This window comes from Dolichospermum sp. UHCC 0259, assembly GCF_009711935.1.
In the GTDB taxonomy this organism is placed as follows: Bacteria; Cyanobacteriota; Cyanobacteriia; order Cyanobacteriales; family Nostocaceae; genus Dolichospermum.
Window position 1 is genome coordinate 1 of record NZ_VIKX01000022.1, and the last position, 19,097, is coordinate 19,097.

At 40.2% G+C, this 19,097-nt stretch carries 17 protein-coding genes and 1 pseudogene; 9 read left to right on the forward strand and 9 right to left on the reverse strand.

The window, feature by feature from the left end; translation table 11 throughout:
• Window positions 1-170 precede the first annotated feature (170 nt).
• The 3 genes from rpoB to rpsT form a co-directional block, all read right to left on the reverse strand.
• On the reverse strand, window positions 171-3,509 hold the full coding sequence (rpoB, locus tag FJR05_RS02530) for a DNA-directed RNA polymerase subunit beta (protein WP_168642696.1): 3,339 nt from the start codon (window positions 3,507-3,509) through the stop codon (window positions 171-173).
• Between the two features lie 821 nt (window positions 3,510-4,330).
• Complete coding sequence (locus FJR05_RS02535; RefSeq protein WP_168642697.1) at window positions 4,331-5,116, reverse strand: TatD family hydrolase; 786 nt, start codon at window positions 5,114-5,116, stop codon at window positions 4,331-4,333.
• A 50-nt stretch (window positions 5,117-5,166) separates the two neighbouring features.
• Window positions 5,167-5,454 (reverse strand): 30S ribosomal protein S20, encoded by a 288-nt coding sequence (gene rpsT, locus FJR05_RS02540; protein WP_039202355.1) that lies wholly within the window; start codon window positions 5,452-5,454, stop codon window positions 5,167-5,169.
• A gap of 471 nt (window positions 5,455-5,925) precedes the next feature.
• Between rpsT and hisD the strand changes: the two genes are divergently transcribed.
• Window positions 5,926-7,221, forward strand: a complete 1,296-nt coding sequence (gene hisD, locus FJR05_RS02545) for a histidinol dehydrogenase (protein WP_168642664.1) — start codon at window positions 5,926-5,928, stop codon at window positions 7,219-7,221.
• 133 nt (window positions 7,222-7,354) lie between these two features.
• Entirely contained in the window at window positions 7,355-8,524 is a 1,170-nt protein-coding gene (locus tag FJR05_RS02550) for a homocysteine biosynthesis protein (protein ID WP_168642665.1), read from the forward strand.
• A gap of 97 nt (window positions 8,525-8,621) precedes the next feature.
• Here the strand turns inward: FJR05_RS02550 and FJR05_RS02555 are convergent, their stop codons facing one another.
• On the reverse strand, window positions 8,622-9,638 hold the full coding sequence (locus FJR05_RS02555; protein WP_168642666.1) for a hypothetical protein: 1,017 nt from the start codon (window positions 9,636-9,638) through the stop codon (window positions 8,622-8,624).
• Between the two features lie 391 nt (window positions 9,639-10,029).
• On the opposite strand from FJR05_RS02555, the gene FJR05_RS02560 reads away from it, so the two are divergent.
• The 3 genes from FJR05_RS02560 (at window position 10,030) to FJR05_RS02570 (ending at window position 12,677) form a co-directional block, all read left to right on the forward strand.
• A complete protein-coding gene (locus FJR05_RS02560; protein ID WP_168642667.1) occupies window positions 10,030-10,926 on the forward strand; it encodes a Tfp pilus assembly protein PilF in 897 nt (298 codons plus the stop codon).
• Window positions 10,927-11,154: 228 nt separating this feature from the next.
• The gene (locus FJR05_RS02565; RefSeq protein ID WP_168642668.1) at window positions 11,155-11,751 is read left to right on the forward strand and encodes a type IV toxin-antitoxin system AbiEi family antitoxin domain-containing protein; all 597 of its coding nucleotides are present in this window, start codon (window positions 11,155-11,157) and stop codon (window positions 11,749-11,751) included.
• Complete coding sequence (locus FJR05_RS02570) at window positions 11,748-12,677, forward strand: nucleotidyl transferase AbiEii/AbiGii toxin family protein (RefSeq protein WP_168642669.1); 930 nt, start codon at window positions 11,748-11,750, stop codon at window positions 12,675-12,677. Before FJR05_RS02565 ends, FJR05_RS02570 begins: the two co-directional genes overlap by 4 nt.
• A gap of 59 nt (window positions 12,678-12,736) precedes the next feature.
• Here the strand turns inward: FJR05_RS02570 and FJR05_RS02575 are convergent.
• From FJR05_RS02575 to FJR05_RS02590, 4 genes and pseudogenes are all read right to left on the reverse strand, one after another.
• A pseudogene (locus FJR05_RS02575) lies at window positions 12,737-12,871 on the reverse strand (TMEM165/GDT1 family protein); the annotation flags it as partial.
• Window positions 12,872-12,980: 109 nt separating this feature from the next.
• The gene (locus FJR05_RS02580) at window positions 12,981-13,265 is read right to left on the reverse strand and encodes a type II toxin-antitoxin system PemK/MazF family toxin (protein ID WP_254446662.1); all 285 of its coding nucleotides are present in this window, start codon (window positions 13,263-13,265) and stop codon (window positions 12,981-12,983) included.
• A gap of 40 nt (window positions 13,266-13,305) precedes the next feature.
• Window positions 13,306-13,530 carry a CopG family transcriptional regulator gene (locus FJR05_RS02585; RefSeq protein ID WP_168642671.1) on the reverse strand — a complete coding sequence of 75 codons (225 nt, stop codon included), beginning with the start codon at window positions 13,528-13,530 and terminating at the stop codon, window positions 13,306-13,308.
• Between the two features lie 157 nt (window positions 13,531-13,687).
• Window positions 13,688-14,305 carry a TMEM165/GDT1 family protein gene (locus tag FJR05_RS02590; RefSeq protein WP_168642672.1) on the reverse strand — a complete coding sequence of 206 codons (618 nt, stop codon included), beginning with the start codon at window positions 14,303-14,305 and terminating at the stop codon, window positions 13,688-13,690.
• Between the two features lie 279 nt (window positions 14,306-14,584).
• On the opposite strand from FJR05_RS02590, the gene arsM reads away from it, so the two are divergent.
• The gene (arsM, locus tag FJR05_RS02595; RefSeq protein ID WP_168642673.1) at window positions 14,585-15,553 is read left to right on the forward strand and encodes an arsenosugar biosynthesis arsenite methyltransferase ArsM; all 969 of its coding nucleotides are present in this window, start codon (window positions 14,585-14,587) and stop codon (window positions 15,551-15,553) included.
• A gap of 170 nt (window positions 15,554-15,723) precedes the next feature.
• Here the strand turns inward: arsM and FJR05_RS02600 are convergent, their stop codons facing one another.
• A complete protein-coding gene (locus FJR05_RS02600; RefSeq protein WP_168642674.1) occupies window positions 15,724-16,542 on the reverse strand; it encodes an Rpn family recombination-promoting nuclease/putative transposase in 819 nt (272 codons plus the stop codon).
• A gap of 45 nt (window positions 16,543-16,587) precedes the next feature.
• Between FJR05_RS02600 and arsS the strand changes: the two genes are divergently transcribed.
• The 3 genes from arsS to FJR05_RS02615 all read left to right on the forward strand — a co-directional run bounded on the left by arsS (window position 16,588) and on the right by FJR05_RS02615 (window position 19,085).
• Complete coding sequence (gene arsS, locus FJR05_RS02605) at window positions 16,588-17,562, forward strand: arsenosugar biosynthesis radical SAM (seleno)protein ArsS (protein ID WP_168642675.1); 975 nt, start codon at window positions 16,588-16,590, stop codon at window positions 17,560-17,562.
• Between the two features lie 241 nt (window positions 17,563-17,803).
• Entirely contained in the window at window positions 17,804-18,232 is a 429-nt protein-coding gene (locus FJR05_RS02610; protein ID WP_168642676.1) for an EVE domain-containing protein, read from the forward strand.
• Window positions 18,233-18,611: 379 nt separating this feature from the next.
• The gene (locus FJR05_RS02615; RefSeq protein ID WP_168642677.1) at window positions 18,612-19,085 is read left to right on the forward strand and encodes a MerR family transcriptional regulator; all 474 of its coding nucleotides are present in this window, start codon (window positions 18,612-18,614) and stop codon (window positions 19,083-19,085) included.
• The last annotated feature ends 12 nt before the right edge of the window (window positions 19,086-19,097 follow it).

The window sequence follows — 19,097 nt, forward strand, 5'->3', positions numbered from 1 at the left end:
TTGTTCAGTAGCCGGGTAGGGACATACATTTGCACTGCATAGGTACTGTCTCTAGGGGGAGTGGGGGGAGTAGGAGGCAAGAAGCAAGAGTAAAAATATTCTCCTCTACCTCCCCTACTTTCCTCTACCTCCCCTACCTTCCCCTACCTTCCTCTACCACCCCTACCTCCCTAATCATCCCCTTCCAAAGATTCACGGGAAAGCGACTCATAAGTAGGTCTAGGTGGTGTCCGTCGAGCGGCTTGGTCTGCCATCAGGTCTACCTCCACATCCAAAGAACTGCCATCTGCTTGGGTTTCTACCTTATGTACCGCAATATCCAAGCCTAAAGACTGCAACTCGCGCATCAATACTTTGAAGGATTCAGGAGTACCAGGACGGGGAATAGCTTTGCCTTTAACGATCGCATTCAGCGCTTCATTCCTTCCCTGCATATCATCGGACTTGACTGTCAACAACTCCTGCAAGGTATAAGCAGCACCGAAAGCCTCCAGCGCCCACACTTCCATTTCTCCAAATCTTTGCCCACCCTGTTGAGCCTTACCACCCAAGGGTTGCTGAGTCACCAAAGAGTAGGGACCTGTGGAACGAGCGTGAATCTTGTCATCAACTAAATGCACCAGTTTGAGCATATAGGCAACACCCACAGTAATCGCCCGGTCAAAGGGTTCGCCGGTGCGACCGTCATAAACCATGATTTTCCCGGCATTGTCGGGGTTATAGACCCAATCCTTAGCAGTTTCGTCTCTGGCTTCTTGAAGTTTGCCGTGAACTAAGCGCCGGGAAGTTTCTTCCCCATACATTTCATCAAACGGAGTAATTTTGAATCTGACTCCCAAATTATGACCAGCCCAACCCAGCAAACATTCAAATACCTGTCCGACGTTCATCCGGCTCGGTACACCCAAGGGATTGAGAACAATATCCACAGGTGAACCGTCGGCTAAATAGGGCATATCTTCAGCGGCAAGAATGCGGGAAATAATCCCTTTGTTACCATGTCTCCCTGCCATTTTGTCGCCAACTTGGATTTTGCGCTTTTGAGCTACATAAACCCGGACTACCATATTTGCCCCTGGTGGCAGTTCATCACCTTGTTCACGGGTGAATAACCGGACATCAACTACCCGGCCTTTTTCACCATTGGGAACTCGCAGAGAGTTGTCACGAACATCACGGGCTTTTTCCCCAAAGATGGCGCGGAGGAGTTTTTCTTCTGGGGGTTGGTCAGATTCACCTTTGGGTGTTACCTTCCCTACAAGAATATCCCCAGCATCTACCCATGCCCCAATGCGGATAATCCCTTGTTCATCTAATTGTCTAAGGGCATCTTCACCGACGTTGGGAATTTCTCTGGTGATTTCCTCCGGTCCAAGTTTGGTTTGTCGTGCTTCGATTTCGTATTTTTCAATGTGAATAGAGGTATAGATATCTTCCTGCACCAAGCGCTCGGAAATCAGAATCGCATCCTCGTAGTTGTAACCTTCCCAAGGCATATAGGCGACAACGATGTTTTGTCCTAATGCCAGTTCTCCCCCTTCTGTGGAAGAACCATCTGCCAATACCTGACCGGCAACCACCTTTTCGCCAATTCTCACCAATGGTTTTTGGTTTAAACAGGTATCTTGGTTAGAACGTTGATATTTGGAAAGTTTGTATTTCAGTTCTTGCCCTTTTTCCACAGGTTGACTGCCACTGGCTGCGGACAATTGACCACTGGCACGGACACGAATTTCTGTGGCATCAACATAGACCACATCGCCATCTGTGCGGGAAACTATCACCATCCCGGAGTCTCTTGCCGCTTGAGCTTCTAAACCTGTTCCCACTAAGGGGCGTTCTGGTTTTAACAGGGGTACAGCTTGGCGTTGCATATTGGAACCCATCAGCGCTCGGTTAGCGTCGTCATGTTCCAAGAAGGGAATCATGCTGGTAGCTACTGAGACGATCTGGACTGGGGAAACGGCTACATAATCCACCTGTTCTGGTCCGGTGGTTGTCCAGTCTTGGCGATAGCGAACTGGTACTTGTGGTCCTTTGATGTAACCGTTTTCATCTAGGGGAACGTCACCGGTGGCTGTGCGGAGGTCGTCTTCTTCGTCTGCTGTCATGTAGACGGGCGGAACATCAAATAGGACTTTGCCGTTTTCTACTGGTCTAAAGGGTGTTTCTAGGAAACCATAGAGGTTAACGCGGGCATGGGTGGCTAATGAGCCAATCAGTCCGGCGTTTGGGCCTTCTGGTGTTTCGATGGGGCAAATCCGTCCGTAGTGGCTGGGGTGAATATCTCGAACTGCAAACCCGGCTCTTTCTCTGGTTAAACCACCTGGACCCAAGGCACTAAGACGACGTTTATGGGTCAATTCCGCTAAGGGGTTGGTTTGATCCATGAACTGACTTAGTTGGCTTGAACCAAAAAATTCTTTGATGGCTGCTACTAAGGGTTTAGGGTTAACTAGGGATGCGGGGGTGAGAGATTCGGCATCGGATACCGTCATCCGTTCTCGAATTATTCTTTCTAACCGATTTAACCCTACTCTGACTTGGTTTTGCAGTAATTCACCAACGCTTCTCACTCGGCGATTTCCGAGGTGGTCAATGTCATCAATACTACCGATGTCGTATTCTAGGTTAATCAGGTAATCAATGGCGGCGAGAATGTCCCCAGGAGTGAGGACGCGCATGGTGTCGGGAGCGGAAAGACGAAGTTTTTTGTTAAGTTTATAACGACCAACTTTGCCCAGGTCATAGCGTTTAGGATCAAAGAAGCGGGAGTCTAAAAGCTGTTGTCCACCTAAGACTGTAGGCGGTTCACCGGGACGAAGTTTTCGATATAATTCCATCAGGGCTTCTTCTTCGGAAAATTGCCCTTCTTTTTCGATGGTTTTTTGGAAGTATTCTGGATGGCGCAGAGCATCAAAAATTTCGTTGTCGGATAATCCTAGTGCTTTTAGAAGTACCTGGGCGGATAGTTTCCGGGTTTTATCTATCCGTACCCAAACTAGGTCATTACGATCTGTTTCAAATTTGAGCCATGCCCCCCGGTTAGGAATTAAGCTGGCGGAATAGGTACGTCTGCCGTTTTTATCAATTTCTGATTTATAGTAAACTCCAGGCGATCGCACTATCTGATTGACAATGACGCGCTCGGCTCCATTAATGATAAATGTGCCTCTATCTGTCATCAAGGGCAGATCACCAATAAATACTTCTTGTTCTTTAATGTCTCCTGTTTCTTTGTTCAGTAGCCGGGTAGGGACATACATTTGCACTGCATAGGTACTGTCTCTCCGCTTGGATTCTTCAACGCTGTATTTAGGTTCTTTGAGTTTATAGTTATTACCTAAAAAGTGCAGTTCTAGTTTGCCAGTGTAGTCTGTGATGGGACTAAAAGAATTCAGTTCTTCTATTAGCCCTTCTTCTAGAAACCAGCGAAAGCTAGAACGCTGAATTTCAATCAAGTCTGGTAACAGAAAGGCGGATTCCATGTATTTGTCGTCGTTAGTCATGCCTTTACCTTTATCAACCTGGTTAAACTTTAAAGGAAGCCGGAGCTGAGAGTCTGCCATGAAGGCTTTGTGCTAAAATATGAATTCAAAGGTGTGAAGTCATCATGCTTGAGAATACTCTGCTGCTAGATTTTTGACTGGTAGCGCAGGAGTCGCGTCAGTCCTAACATTTCTGGCTACTTCACTTATGTTCATCTTTTACACCTCACTCTTGATCCTGGCTGTGGATTCCCAAAACTGGGGACTGACACTGAAGTAGGATTCGATAGCGCAACGTTGTGTTTGAGGCTGCACTATGGATTTGATATTGCTATGATTGTCTGGAGTGGACAATTACTTTTAACGATTTTCTATAGGTTTGATATACCAAAGGATTGCTGTTTCCACCTTTTCAAGTTTTTTGAGAGTGAAACCTTGGTTGCCATTGCTTGTGATCTATTGAGAGCATCCGTTTGTAGAGATTTAAGTGGATGGGCAGACAATGTTGGATTTTAGGTTTGGGTCGCTTCGATTAAGCGGGCTAAAACCACAAATTCTCAAACTGGCTAATATCGGGTTGATAACAGCACAAATTGAGTTTTAGGAATTATTATCCTTCCTTTACCATTATGGCTTGACCTAAATGTTTTGGAGAGATTAATTTTAGCACATTTTTATCCTCCATTTGCATCTTATAAGTCGGCATAAATAAACTAACCATTCTAAATCGTTAAAAAGCCTATACTGTCTTCCTTTTGACTTTTGACTTTTGACCTTTGACTTTCGCCTTGCGGTGCTAGTGCTAACGATTTGATGATAGCGAAGCGCGACCTAGGAATCATTTATAATGATAGACCGAATAATCTACAGGCATTTTGGGTGGTTTTCTGGGCAATTTCTTCTATTGTTTCGGCTCGTAGTTTTGCTAGGGCTTCCGCTACATAGCGAACATAAGCTGGTTCATTGCGTTTTTCACCCCGTTTAGGAACAGGTGACAGAAATGGACAATCTGTTTCTATTAGTAGGCGATCGCTGTCCACCATCGCCGCACTGGCTTGAATAGTTTGAGCATTCTTGAAGGTAACAGTGCCGCTGAAGCTAATATAGAAACCTAAATCCAGAAACCATTGAGTTTCTTCTGGTGTCCCTCCCCAGCAGTGCATGACACCCCGTACTCTTTCACCATGTAAATCTCGCCATTTTTGCAGTACGTCTCTGACAGCAGGTGCAGCATCACGACAATGGATGATCACTGGTAAATTGAGTTCACAAGCGATCGCTAATTGTGATGCAAATACTTGCTGTTGATGCTCATAATTATCTGCTTTGTAAAAATCCAACCCCATTTCCCCAATGGCTACCACCTGGGCATGAGAACTGGCTAAAGACTTGATTTGGGTAGCTGTTTGCTCGTCCCATTTATGGGCATCTAGAGGATGCAGCCCTACAGCAAAGCTAAGTTCAGGAAACTGCTCGGCTATAGCTTGAATGCTCGCAAATTCCTGGGGATGAACACAGGAGTGGACTAATCGCACTACTCCTGCTTCTTGCCACCGAGAACGCACGGCTGCTAAATCTGGCTGAAAAATGTCAAAGTTAATGTGTACGTGGGTATCTATAAGTTGCATGGCTTGTTGGTTGTCAATAGTCAGTGGTTTGTTTCCCACTGAACTATTGACTAAGCGGTAAGGGTTTTGTGTTTATGAGCCAATCTAGATTTTTTTCTGGCTCCATTGTTGGGATGCAGTACGCCAGTTTTTACAGCTTTATCAATTTTGCTGTAAGCTTCGGACATTCTCGCTTCCACTTCCTGCTTGAGTTCTGTTGTCGGGTTAGCAGCACAAGCTTCCACAGAACTAAAGTATTTTTTCATCAGCGTTCTAACGGCTGATTTATATGCTTTATTACGCAGTCGGTTACGTTCTGCGATTTGTGCGCGTTTAAGAGCAGACTTTGTATTCGCCACAGTAATTCCAAAAAAGACTATTAATTATGTACACACACTACTAGGTTTAATAAATATAGCATTATTTTCGCTAATGTGATAGTTTCAGCAAAAAAATATTTTATTTGGGCGGAAAAGCTGATGGGATCGCCCGAAAAAATAGATTAGAATGATTTACTGACAAGGAAACCAGGTCAATTCCCTAAATTCAGACTTCTGGAATATTAAATTTCTCAGGCTGTCTGAATTTTATAAAGTAGTATCAAAAAAAATCCAGGTTAAGCTAGAGAAGAGAATTACATTCAACTTGATCCTCTAACGCCGCCCAGCGGAAGTCGAAAGTCAAAAGTCAAAAGTCAAAAAGCTTGATATTTTGGGCTTTTTAGCTATTGTGAATGGTTGTTCTACTAACGCGATGTTGTCGTAGCTGGTCTCAAGCTCAGATGGTTCTTATTTTGTGAATATTGTAAAATTTGGTATTGTCATTACTCCATGCTGCGAATTATTACTCAGCAGGCAGACGTTAGATCAGAACTTCAACGGATCTGCGATCGCACCCAGGATGAACAGGTACTTCATAAAGAAGCAACAGTCCGCGAAGTGTTGCAAGCGGTGAAGCGCCAAGGAGACAAAGCTGTACTACATTATACAGCCGAATTTGATCACCAAATTCTGAAAGCAGAAGAACTCAAGGTAACAGGATCGGAACTGGATGCAGCCTACCAACAGGTATCCAAGGATTTGCTCCAGGCGATTCGTCTAGCTTGCCAAAAAATAGAGGCTTTTCATCGTCAGCGCGTCCCCAAAAGCTGGGTACAATTTGGTGATGATGAAGTAGTTTTAGGCAAACGCTATACCCCCGTAGATCGAGCAGGTTTATATATACCAGGCGGTCGTGCTTGTTATCCCAGTACGGTGTTAATGAATGCCATTCCGGCAAAGGTGGCAGAAGTCCCTCGTGTAGTGATGGTGACACCAGTGAGAGGCGGTAAAATGGTGAATCCTGCGGTTTTGGTAGCGGCCCAAGAAGCAGGAGTTCAGGAAATTTACCGAGTGGGGGGCGCTCAAGCTATCGCTGCTTTAGCCTATGGCACGGAAACTATCCCCAAAGTCAATGTGATTACTGGACCCGGTAATATTTATGTCACCTTGGCTAAAAAGTTAGTTTACGGAACTGTGGGCATTGATTCTTTAGCAGGACCGAGCGAAGTGCTAGTGATTGCTGATGAAACAGCTAATCCTGTGTATGTAGCAGCGGACTTGTTAGCCCAAGCAGAACATGATCCGATGGCGGCAGCGATTTTGCTGACAACAGATGCGGGGTTGGCGAAAAAAGTGCAAATGGCGGTGGAAAGACAATTGGTAGATCACCCGCGCCGGATAGATACAGAAAAGGCGATCGCTCATTATGGTTTAATTGTGGTGGTGGAATCCCTAGCCGCAGCAGCCGAACTGTCCAACGAATTTGCACCAGAACACTTAGAGTTAGAGGTTGCCGATCCTTGGGCTTTAATGAACCAAATTCGCCATGCTGGAGCGATTTTCTTGGGTAGTTCCACCCCTGAAGCAGTAGGAGATTATTTGGCTGGGCCTAATCATACCTTACCTACTTCCGGTGCAGCCCGTTATGCTTCGGCTTTAGGAGTAGAAACATTTTTAAAACACTCAAGTATTATCCAATACTCACAAACTGCTTTGGAAAAAGTGGCATCTGCCATTGATATTTTAGCAACTACGGAGGGTTTACCTTCTCATGCTGATTCCGTTAAACTCAGGGTAGAGGATTGACAATCTTAAATTTACTGAGCTTTATACTTACCAAGTTGTTTTGTAAATACGGTCTTAAAAATTACTCCCCCGTCGTCACGCAGGCTATCGTCAACGCCCCCAGTGTACCGATAGTCCTTCAAATAAATTAAAAATGCGAACAATTGCGGAAATTAATGAGAAAATCAGCCGAAAAAAGGCTGTAGTCTGGACGGCTGAAGAGTTAAAAGCGCGAGTTGCTGAAATTGGTGTGACTAAAACCGCCAAAGAAGTAGATGTAATTACCACTGGCACATTTGAGCCAATGGAATCAAGTGGTGCAATTATTAACTTAGGACATACTGACCCACCCATTAAAATTCGGCGTTGCTGGTTGGATGGAGTTCCAGCTTATGCTGGTTTTGGGGCAGTAGATTTATACTTGGGTGCTAGTTGTCCAGTTGATTCTCTAGACGGGGAAGACGTGCGAGAACGTGGTGGAGGTCATGTAATTGAGGATTTAATTGCCGGTAAATCTATCCAAGTTCGCGCTGTAGGACAAGTTACCGATTGCTACCCTAGAGCCACATTTGAAACTACTGTCACCCGTGACACTATCAATCAGTTTTATTTGTTTAATCCGCGCAATCTTTATCAAAATTTTATTGTTGGTGTGAATGGAGGCGATCGCCCACTACATACCTATTTAGGACCATTACAGCCGCGTGTAGGAAATGCGGTTTATTCTAACCCCGGTTCGCTTTCCCCCCTTCTGAATGACCCCGATTTGCAACTTGTGGGAATTGGGACAAAGATTTTTTTAGCTGGGGGTATTGGTTATGTGGCTTGGGAAGGGACACAACATTTTCCCTTGCAAAAGCGGTTAGAAAATCGGACACCTATTGGACCATCGGCAACTTTAGCGTTAATTGGTGATGCTAAACAAATGGACGCGCGATGGATACGAGGCTGTTATTTTAAAAGCTATGGACCATCCTTGATGATGGGTGTAGGTGTACCACTGCCAGTTTTAAATGCTGGTGTGGTAGAACGCTGTGCTGTCCAAGACAAAGACTTAGTAGCGCCAATTGTAGATTTTTCGATTCCCCGTCGTGTCCGTCCTACCTTCGGTTTAGTGAGTTACGCTCAACTTAAATCGGGGCGCGTCACTATTGAAGGTAGGACGGTACGAGTAGCTTCTTTAGCTAGTTTGTTTCTTTCTCGACAAGTAGCCCAAGAGTTAAAACTCTGGATTACAGAAGGGAAATTCACTCTCACTGAACCAGTAGCCCCAATTCCTATGGAACGTTCTTTTTTACCCCAAGACCGTTGGACAGAGTTTTGAGGTTGGGGACTGGGGACTGGGGACTGGGTAATAGTTTTTACCAACCACCAACCACCAATCACCAATCACCAATCACCAATTACCAATTACCAATTACCTAATCCCCAGCAGGTTTAGACTTTTTAACCGGCTTAGGAGTAGGTGTTTTTGGCACAGGTTTGGTGATGACAGTGGAATCACCGTCCGTCTTTTTAATGGGACGTGGGGCATCTCCATTTGCATTGCGTCTGGGGGGGAATGGCTTTCTACCACCACCAGCACCACGAGGCGCTCCTTTAAAGGGTGGTTTGCGTTTTTTGGGTAAATCGGCGATCGCTTCAGCATTAACTACTACTAATGCGTCAGATTCCCGTTTAACATTGAAGTCCCAGAACTTACCTACAGCTTTAGTAGTTAATACGCCCTTGAGTTTCAACTTAAAATATTTAGCTTTATCAGTAGGTTTACGGGGAGCTTGTTTGATTTTCACCACCAAACTCCTTTCGTCAAAGGACTGGTAAACTACCTCACCACGCACAGAAAAACCACCATCAGGAACTGCTGACGAGGGTTTCGGCTGAATGGTTGACGCTACGCTACCGTTATCGGAAACTACGGAAGAGTTATGTAACTTTCGCGCAGTGGGATCAGGGACATCTTCATCTAGTTCATATTTCGCCAGATTTTCTGGTTCCCAAACACCAACAATTTGCAGGTGCAATGCGTCATTTTCTTGTCTAGTGCGGGGATAAACTACCCATAGATGTTCTTTTTCTAGGTCTAAGTGATTTTTGACTAAACTCATAATCCGACCTAAGAGGACGGCATTAAGTTCAACCCCATCTTTTGTGATGAGTGTTCCTTGGGTAAACTGTTCATCACTAGCATGGTAACACCCGCGAATTAACCCAATAGCTCGGTATTGAGTCGGTTCACTAGGAGGTGGAATTGGTTGTTCTCGATTAGTCAAATGTCCATTAGAGTCAGGTTTACTAGAGTCAGTGAGAGAATTTTCCAGTTTAGAGGATTGGTCTGCTAATGTATTAGCATTAACAGGGGATTCAATCTCTTTTACGCCTTGGTTAGAGGCTGTGAAATTTGCGGATTCAGAAGACGGCATCAGGTCGGAATTCATAAAAACTCCTTGCGGCACAAGACATACCCCATTGTGGGATTTAATAAAGACAAAGGAAAAGAGCCAATGTGTAACTGATTAAAGTATATTTCTTTTTAATCTGGCTACTCGCTTAATGCTCTGTACGAAAATCAAGACGCAAAATCCCACATTTATACACTAAATGTGCAATTTAGCGTCTTTAATCCAGTTATGGCTTACGCCAAGCTACGCTATCGGAAGCATAGCATAGCGATAATTCGGACGGGTCTTCCTAAAGTCATCACTTACTTTAGCAGGATAGATATTTATTTGTTATAAAATTCACAGACAAATGACCGTATTCCGCAAAGTTTTGGAAATTTTTAACTTTGCCATTAATTTCATTACCATTTAGGAGCAGAATAATATTGTGTCTGAATCGCGTAATCGCTGGATAGTCCGAGTCGTGTTAGCTTTCGCTGTTGTTGCTTTTATAGGGGTTTCTATTATACCTATAATTACAGCGATTAACCCTGAATCATCACCACAGAATCAGCCAACTGCTGACCCTAAAATATCTTCATCGGAGCAAAAGTCAAAACTGGAAGATCAAGTCCGGGGTTATGAATTAGTTTTACAAAAAGATACGGAAAATCAAACTGCACTCAAGGGACTTTTGCAAGCACGTCTAGGGTTATTGAGTCAAAAAAGCCGAGGGGAAGTTAAACCAGCGGATATTCAAGCTGTAATTGAACCTTTGGAAAAACTTGCTAAACTCAATCCCCAACAGTCAGAGTATGGGGTTCTATTGGCACAAGCTAAACAACAAATTGGCGATAAGGAGGGGGCTGCTCAAACTTATCGGACTATTTTAGCTACAAAGCCGGGGGATTTAAAGGCTTTGCAGGGGATGGTAAATTTGCAATTAAGCGAAAAGCGTCCAGAAGCAGCTATTGGCTTATTAGAAGAAAGTTTAGCTGCTGCTACCCAAGCTAATACTATTCAGCCCGGAAGTGTGGATGTAGTTGCTGTAAAGGTACTTTTGGGTAGTGTATACGCTTTTCAAAAGAATGATGATAAAGCTATCTCTACTTATGATGAAGCAATCAAGAAAGATGCTCAAGATTTCCGCCCTGTGTTAGCAAAGGCAATGCTGTTTAAGCAACAAGGTAAGCTGGATGAAGCAAAACCTTTGTTTGATAGTGCGACGGCTTTAGCACCGGCTCAATATAAGGATGAAATCAATAAAGCCGCAGCGGTTTCTGAGCCTACTCCTACGTCTTCACCTACGGAATCGCCTACACCTTCACCTACGGCTACTCCGTAAGGGTTTGGAGGATGAGGGGAAATAGGGGAGAAACTTTATTCTTTCTCTTACATTACTGAACGGGCGGGGTTTCCCCGCCCCTACTCTGGTGATTTTCTACTTCTTTTTTTAATTTTAAGGATGCGTTAAAGAAAAATTTGTGATAAACTGTAGGCAATTATTAACTACTGCTGGCACTTTATCACATTTGATTGCAAAAGTGGTGCAGTTAAGTACATTGATTTAATTATGTCTAAAACACAACAAGTGCTGGATTATGCTCGTGAAAAAGGCATAATTACAGCTAAAGATATAGAAGCACAAGGTATTCACAGACAGTACATTAAACGTCTTGAAGAGCAAGGGCTACTAATACGTTCTGCTCGTGGTATTTATACTTTTGTAGATGCGGAAATTACAGAAAGTCACACTTTGGCTGAAACTGTTAAACGAGTTCCTAGTGGGGTAGTTTGTCTTCTATCAGCACTCAGTTTTTATGAGCTAACTACACAATCACCTTTTGAAGTATGGCTTGCTATTCCTCACAAACATCGTCCACCAAAAGATAATCTTTTACCTCTCAGAATCGTTTATATGTCTGGTCAATCTCTAGAGGAAGGCATTGAAAACCATCTAATAGAGGGTGTTAATGTACGAGTATATTCTTTAGCTAAAACAGTTGTAGATTGTTTTAAATTTCGTAACAAAATTGGTCTAGATGTAGCACTTGAAGCACTAAGAGAATGTTGGAAAGAAAGAAGATGCTCAATGGATGAACTATGGCATTACGCTAAAATTTGCCGAGTCCATAATGTAATGCGACCTTATCTAGAATCACTTCCATGACATCGAAAAAGCCTATTAATATAGCCGCATCTATCCGTTCTAGATTATTAAATCTATCGAAAGAAAGAGGGGAAGACTATAATTATTTACTAATCCTTTATCTTGGTGAAAGGCTGCTATATAGGCTTAGTCAATCTCCATATAAACAACAATTCATTTTGAAAGGAGCTACACTTTTTAAGGTATGGAATGGTGAACCGCATAGAGCAACAAAAGATTTAGATTTTCTGAGTTTTGGCAATAATGAAGTCGAACATATAGAAAAAGTTTTTCAAGAAATTTGTTTAATAGAGTGTGAAGAAGATGGCATTATTTTCTTACCAGAATCTATGAAATCTCAAGTCATAAAAGAAGATCAACAGTATGAAGGAGTAAGAATTGAAATTACAGGAAAATTAGGTAATAATCAGCGTAAACTTCAACTTGATATTGGATTTGGTGATGCTGTTACACCCAACCCTCAAGAAGAATTAATTAATACTATTCTTCTAGATACTCCAAAACCAAAATTGATAATATATCCTCGTGAAACAGTAATAGCTGAAAAGTTTCAAGCTATGGTTGATTTAGGCATAAAAAATAGTCGTATGAAAGATTTTTATGATATTTGGTTTCTTTGTAAAGATTTTGAATTTCAAGGTGATTTACTTTGCCAAGCTATAGGAAATACTTTTGAACGACGCAAAACAGAAATACCAATAAAAGAACCTTTAGCTTTTACCCAAGAATTTACTCATAATCCACAGAAATCAAAAGAATGGGTTGCTTTTTTAAATAAAATTAAAAAGGGAAATCCACAACTTACTCTTGATGAAGCTGTCGCTGTTATTAAAAATTTTATAATGCCACCTTGTATAGCATCTGCTAAAAATGAAAAATTTGATAAAGTTTGGAATGTCGGAGGGTTTTGGAAAGATATTGAATAAATGTCAAACTCAACCCTCACCGACAGGAAAAGGCTATTTTAACCTCAGTATTGTACAGTTTATTTTCCTTCTATGGCGGCTACTATGCCGAAGATGATAAATAGAAAGCCGCCGATAAAGGTAATTTGCCGTTCGGAAATTTTACCTGCTATTAATTTACCACCGATGACGGCGATCGCTGCACAAATTGCGTGTAGATGCGGAAATTACAGGAAGTCATACTTTGGCTGAAACTGCTAGTGGTCTGTCAAATTTCTATTTATGAATGAGGTTTACGGTCAAGTGTATATGTTTTAATATCTGCTACTCCAAAGCTAAATGTAACTTAATAGCATCATTGACCAAATCTATCAACTCTCGACTTAAACACCCTACCACATCTCCTAAAATGCGCTGTTTAGAAATTGTCCGTATTTGTTGCGCTTGTACCTTAGAAGTTTTAGATAAACCGGAATCTTCTGGATTTAATAAAACCTCAAAAGGATATACACGACTCATATTAGATGTAATCGGTAAAATCGTCACCGTAGTAGAGGCATTATTATTAGCATCATTGCTAACAATGATTACAGGACGGCGTTTATCCATTTCTGACCCCACTGCGGGACTGAGACTTGCAAGGTATATTTCACCACATTTCATCTGTTAGCCCATCTCCTACAGTTAAATCCCATTCTGGGTTAAATTCTGCCGCAGCTTCCCGATAAGCTTGCTCTAGCTCCTGATAACGCAGTAACTCTATGGCTAACTCAATTACTTGAGAACGAGATTTACAGCCTTTAGTCAATTTATAATTTTCAATAAACTGCACCAAAGAAGATGGTAAAGAAATGGAAAGTTTTTCAGCCTGCATAGTATTACCAAAAGGTAATTATATTTTTCCTACTTTATAGTAACATAAATAGTGGGGGGTAATACACTTAACATTCAGCGACCAAGAAAACACACAAAAACCCAGAACCCCGACTTCTTAAAGAAATCGGGGTTCTAACATCTGTTTTCAATGTTAATTATTTTCCTTCTATGGCGGCGACTATGCCAAAGATGATAAATAGGAAGCCGCCCACGAAGGTGATTTGCCGTTCGGAAATTTTACCTGCTATTAATTTACCACCGATAACTGCGATCGCTGCACAAATTGCGTGTCCTAATATTGCGCCGGCTGTCACACCAATGGGGTTATTTCCAGCAGCTAAGGCTATGGTGGCTATTTGTGTGCGATCGCCCCATTCTGCTATAAATGTTAGTACGAAAGATTTCAGTAAAATTGACCAAACACTTTTTTGCTGGGAATTATCTAAATCTGCTTTTTCTACCGCCTCTTTTGCCTCTTCTGCGACTTCTTCGGTAGCAGATACAGCCATTTTATTGGCATCATAAATTAACTTCAAACCAAAGGCAATAAACAAAACTATTTCGGCATAATGAATATAAATCTTTGGTAATAAAGATACTACTTGCCCAAATGCAACTGACAAAATAGTCATAGCCGCCAAAGCAGCCACTACACCAGCAAATACTAAACGCCGCGAATGGTGCATGGACAAAATCACAGCAATAAAAAATGTTTTATCGCCTAATTCGGAAATGGTAATTAATAATAAACCTGCGGTAAAAGCTGTTAACACTCTCTCAAACTCCTAAAGGATTTTTTACCTGTGTGGAGTATCAATGAGAGCCATCAAACCTCACTGAACTCCACATAGTTAAATGTGTAGTCAGTGAAGGTCTCGCTTTCAAATACTTTATTTATTCGCTATCTAAACCAGGCTCATCACCAGTATGTTGACTTAGATATACTGAACAGAAACTTTTAATTTACTGCCAGCAGCTACTCCCCTTCTATTAGTTATGTATAATACTCTTCTTGACCATAAAAGTCAAGCCAAAAACCCTAATTTGAGATTATGACCTATTTAGAGACCGCAGCCCAATTTTACAGCCAAGTTGCCCAAACACCAGAAATAGGTCTTTGCTGTGTCCAAAGTACAGCATTACAACTACCAGGGCTGAAAATTCCTCTAGCTATGCAGGAAATGAACTATGGTTGTGGAACTACAGTGCATCACAACGAACTCAATAATGAACCTACAGTTCTCTATGTTGGTGTTGGTGGTGGTTTAGAAGCTTTGCAATTTGCTTACTTTTCTCGTCGTCCCGGTGCGGTGATTGCTGTCGAACCTGTTGAGGCTATGCGAGAAGCTGCAACCCGTAATTTACAAATTGCTGCAAAAGAAAATTCTTGGTTTGATCTTAGCTTTGTCGAAATACGTCCGGGAGATGCTTTTAATTTACCTGTAGCTGATGCTTTTGTAGATGTAGTAGCGCAAAATTGCCTTTTCAATATTTTTGAACCAGCAGATTTAACTCGCGCTTTGAAAGAAGCTTATCGAGTATTAAAACCAGATGGACGTTTACAGATGAGTGACCCCATTGCTACCAGTCCAATTCCTGCTCATTTACAAAAAAATGAACATTTACGCGCCTTGTGTTTATCTGGCGCACTTACATATCCAGAATATACTAACCTAATTATTAATGCTGGTTTTGGACAAATTGAAATTCGCGCTCGTCGTCCTTATCGGTTATTAGATAAACAAACTTATAAACTAGAAGAAAATCTGCTTTTAGAAAGTTTGGATTCTGTGGCTTTTAAAGTAGAAATTCCTCTAGACGGTGCTTGTATTTTTACTGGTAAAACAGCGATTTATGCAGGTAAAGAACAATTTTTTGATGATCAAGCTGGACATATTTTACAAAGAGGCATTCCTGCGGCAGTTTGCGATAAAACAGCAGAAAATTTAGCAGTTGTAAATCCTGAAGAAATCATAATTACTGATTCTACATGGTACTACGATGGTGGAGGATGTTGTTAATTTTATACAGCACCTCCCTTCAAATCCGTAGGGGCGGGGTTTCCCCGCCCTCAGTTGTATTAGAGATGTATATTGAACCACAGAAGACACGGAGAAGAAGAGATTTTATTTAGTTCCCATACAGAAGTATGAGAACAAGAAAAAATGTTTTGAATGGGTATGAATTAAAACTATGATTCTTGAATTTCCTTTTGTAAAGCCTGAATTTGTGCAAGAGATAATTCAGTAAATTCAGCAATTTGTTGTAAATTCATGCCAGTTCGTAACAACTTTAAAGTAAAATTTCTGGTTGCTTCAGCTTTACCTTCTTGTTTACCTTCAGCTTTACCTTCAGCTTTACCTTCTTCTAAAGCTTCTTGATAAACTCTGGTTTGTTTCAACTCACTTAAACCTAACATAGCTTCAATCTCCTCTCTGGTTTTTTTGGGTAATTTGTAGACGATAATTGTCTCAATCAGGTTAATTAAATCCCGTTTAATTTTGGCATCAGTTAGTTGTTGGTTAGCTTGTGCGATTAAGCGTCTTGCTAATGCTGGTGCAGCTTTCTCTGTTTCTATTACCAGTTTAACAACACCCACCCCTAAAGAACTCTCTCCTAACTCATCTAAATAAATGCGTGTAACTCGCTCAAGTAGCAAGATTTCGCCAAATTGTAAATTCTGTTCCCTTTCTATATTACGACTAGGATAGATGATGACAGCTTGCCAAGGATGAAGAGTTTTGTATTGTCGCAGGTAAAGAAAAAGCTCTGCAAAGAGACGATAATATAAATCATCATCGGGTTGAAATTGAACCTCGACAATGTAAAATGGTTTTTTGGCATCTTTGGTAGTTGGTAGAAATAAACCATCTAAACGAAAAGCCAGTTGTTTAACTTCACGAGAGGTAAATTCATAAACATCTGCTTCTGAGGGAGAATTATTAATTAATTCAAAGAAAATGCTAGGAAATGCTTGAAATAAGCTATAGAAAATTGTATCTGTTTTCACGATAATTGAGTAATTCTTATATCTAATCTAACTGGAAATGCTTCTATGATTACACCTTTTTTTCAGCAACTAAATTCACCTTTAACAAAAAAAGAAATTAACGTTTTACAAGTTAATTTGGGAAAACGTTGTAATTTAGCTTGTAATCATTGCCACGTCGAAGCTAGTCCCAAAAGAACTGAAGAACTAACACCAGAAATCTGTCAACAGTTAATTACGTTAATTGATAAATTTCCCGAAATCAAAATTGTTGATTTAACTGGTGGCGCTCCAGAAATGAATTATGGTTTTAAGCCATTGGTAGAAGCTGCTAGAAAGGCAGGAAAACAGGTAATTGTGAGATCGAACTTAACAATTTATTTTGTGGATGGATTTGCAGATTTACCAGATTTTTTTGCTCAAAATCAAGTGAAAATTGTGGCTTCTCTTCCCTGTTATTTAGCAGATAATGTGGATAAAATGCGAGGAAATGGTGTTTTTGAGCAATCAATTAAAGCTTTGCAATGGTTAAATGAAATGGGTTATGGTAAAAACCCAAATTTAGTTTTAGATTTGGTGTATAATCCTCAATTACCAAATAGTGAAGATTTTTCTTTAACTCCCGAACAAGAAAATTTAGAAAAGGCTTATAAAACCTTTTTGGTGGAAAAGTTTGATATTCGATTTAATCATCTTTTCACAATTACTAATATACCTGTGGGAAGAACAAAGTTCCATTTAGAACGAAAACAGCTTTACTCTAGCTATTTGCATTTTTTAGAGTCTCACTTTAATGCAAATACAATTGATGGTTTAATGTGTCGTGAGCAACTTTCTATTGATTATTTGGGGAATATTTATGATTGTGACTTTAATCAAATGATGAATTTACCTGCAAAAACTAGCAAAGGTGAAAAGTTAACGGTGAGTAAATTATTAGAAATTGGTAGTTTAGATATAATTAAAGAAATCCAAACTGCTGAATATTGCTATGGTTGTACTGCGGGTTGTGGTTCTAGTTGTGGTGGTGCTATAGTATAAAGTAACAAAGATTAAGAAAATATATATGTCATCAAATAACTATCTTGTAAAGAAATTTGCAGTAATTGAATTTCTAATTTTTAGATGCAGTAAGATGAAGTTGAGTTAAGTCTCCTCACACCACATTTTTTTGTAAAGCCGTGAATTTATTTTTTCACGGTTTTTATTTTTTTTATAACTAAGTAATATCAAAAACCTCAGAAATGGTATACTTTGGGTTAATAATTATCAGTAACAGTATATGGCTTATTGGCTATTTCAAGGTAATCCCAAGTATTATCGCGTTTTAGATGCTATTAAAGATTTAGAACAAATACCTTGGTTGGTAACTCGTTATGCTAAAGATATAACTCCTGGTGATGGTGTTATTATTTGGTTATCTGGTAAGGAATCGGGAATTTATGCAATAGCAGAAGTGATAGAACCTGCTCAATTTCTCACTCAAATACCAGATAAGAAATATTGGATAGATTCTACAAGGGCTTTGGGAAAACAACAAGCGATAATTAGATTTACAAATAAATTTATAGAATCTGCTTTGTTGAAAAACAGGTTACAAGAAGATTCTGTACTTAAAAGTTTATTGGTGCTTCGCGCTCCCAATTCCACTAATTTTCAGGTAAGTGTAGAGGAGTGGGAACAAATACAGAAATTAATTCAGGAAACTTAGGAAATAAAAAATCTTGTTGCTAAAACTGTTACGAGAGAGTTTTTATTTGGCTGATATTCTATGATGATGGAGAGTTTAACTCCTCACACCATACTTAGAACCGTAAAATATAGTATTTTGCGGTTTTTTCTTTGTTGTATATTGGCAAGTTATTGATCAAACCTAGATATTAACTAAGCTGTTTAATTAGTTTTTTGATAAGCTTATTATAGTTTAATCAAAGTACCTTAATACACGTCAAATAGTGTTAAACTTAATATTTTTCAAACAAGTATTTAAAAAAATCTTAGTTTAGGGTATATTTAAAATAATTGTTTAAAAGTTAAACTAAAATTTAAACAAAATACTGCTATATGTTATATGGAGTACAAAGTTTTTTATGGCTAGTGGATTTACTAGACAAGAAACCATCGCTTTGACTGGCATAAGCTCTGGCAGACTAAGTTACTTAGACCGCACTGGGTTAGTAGTACCAGAGAAGTTTGGTAATCCTCAGCACCCTAAAGTTGTTTATAAATGGCAACAAATTTTAGAAATAAAAACTATTGAAAGATTAAGAGAGAAACTTTCATTACAGGGGATTAGAAAAGTTTTAGATTTTTTAAAGTTAAGAAATTATGAATATTCGTTCTTTCAGCATCGCCTAGTTTTTGTTAATTCCCAACTTTATTTAATTGAAAATATGCAAGATTTCGGTTTAATGGTTTTAGAAACATCTGGAAAAAATCAGGGACAAGTTGTAATTAATGAAATTGGAACAATTGGAGATGTAATTACAGAATTAGCAAGAGAAGCTGAAAAACATCATGTTTTAGATTTTGACAAACGTACAGGGATAGTTTTGAAGAGGTAAGAAAAACCGCAT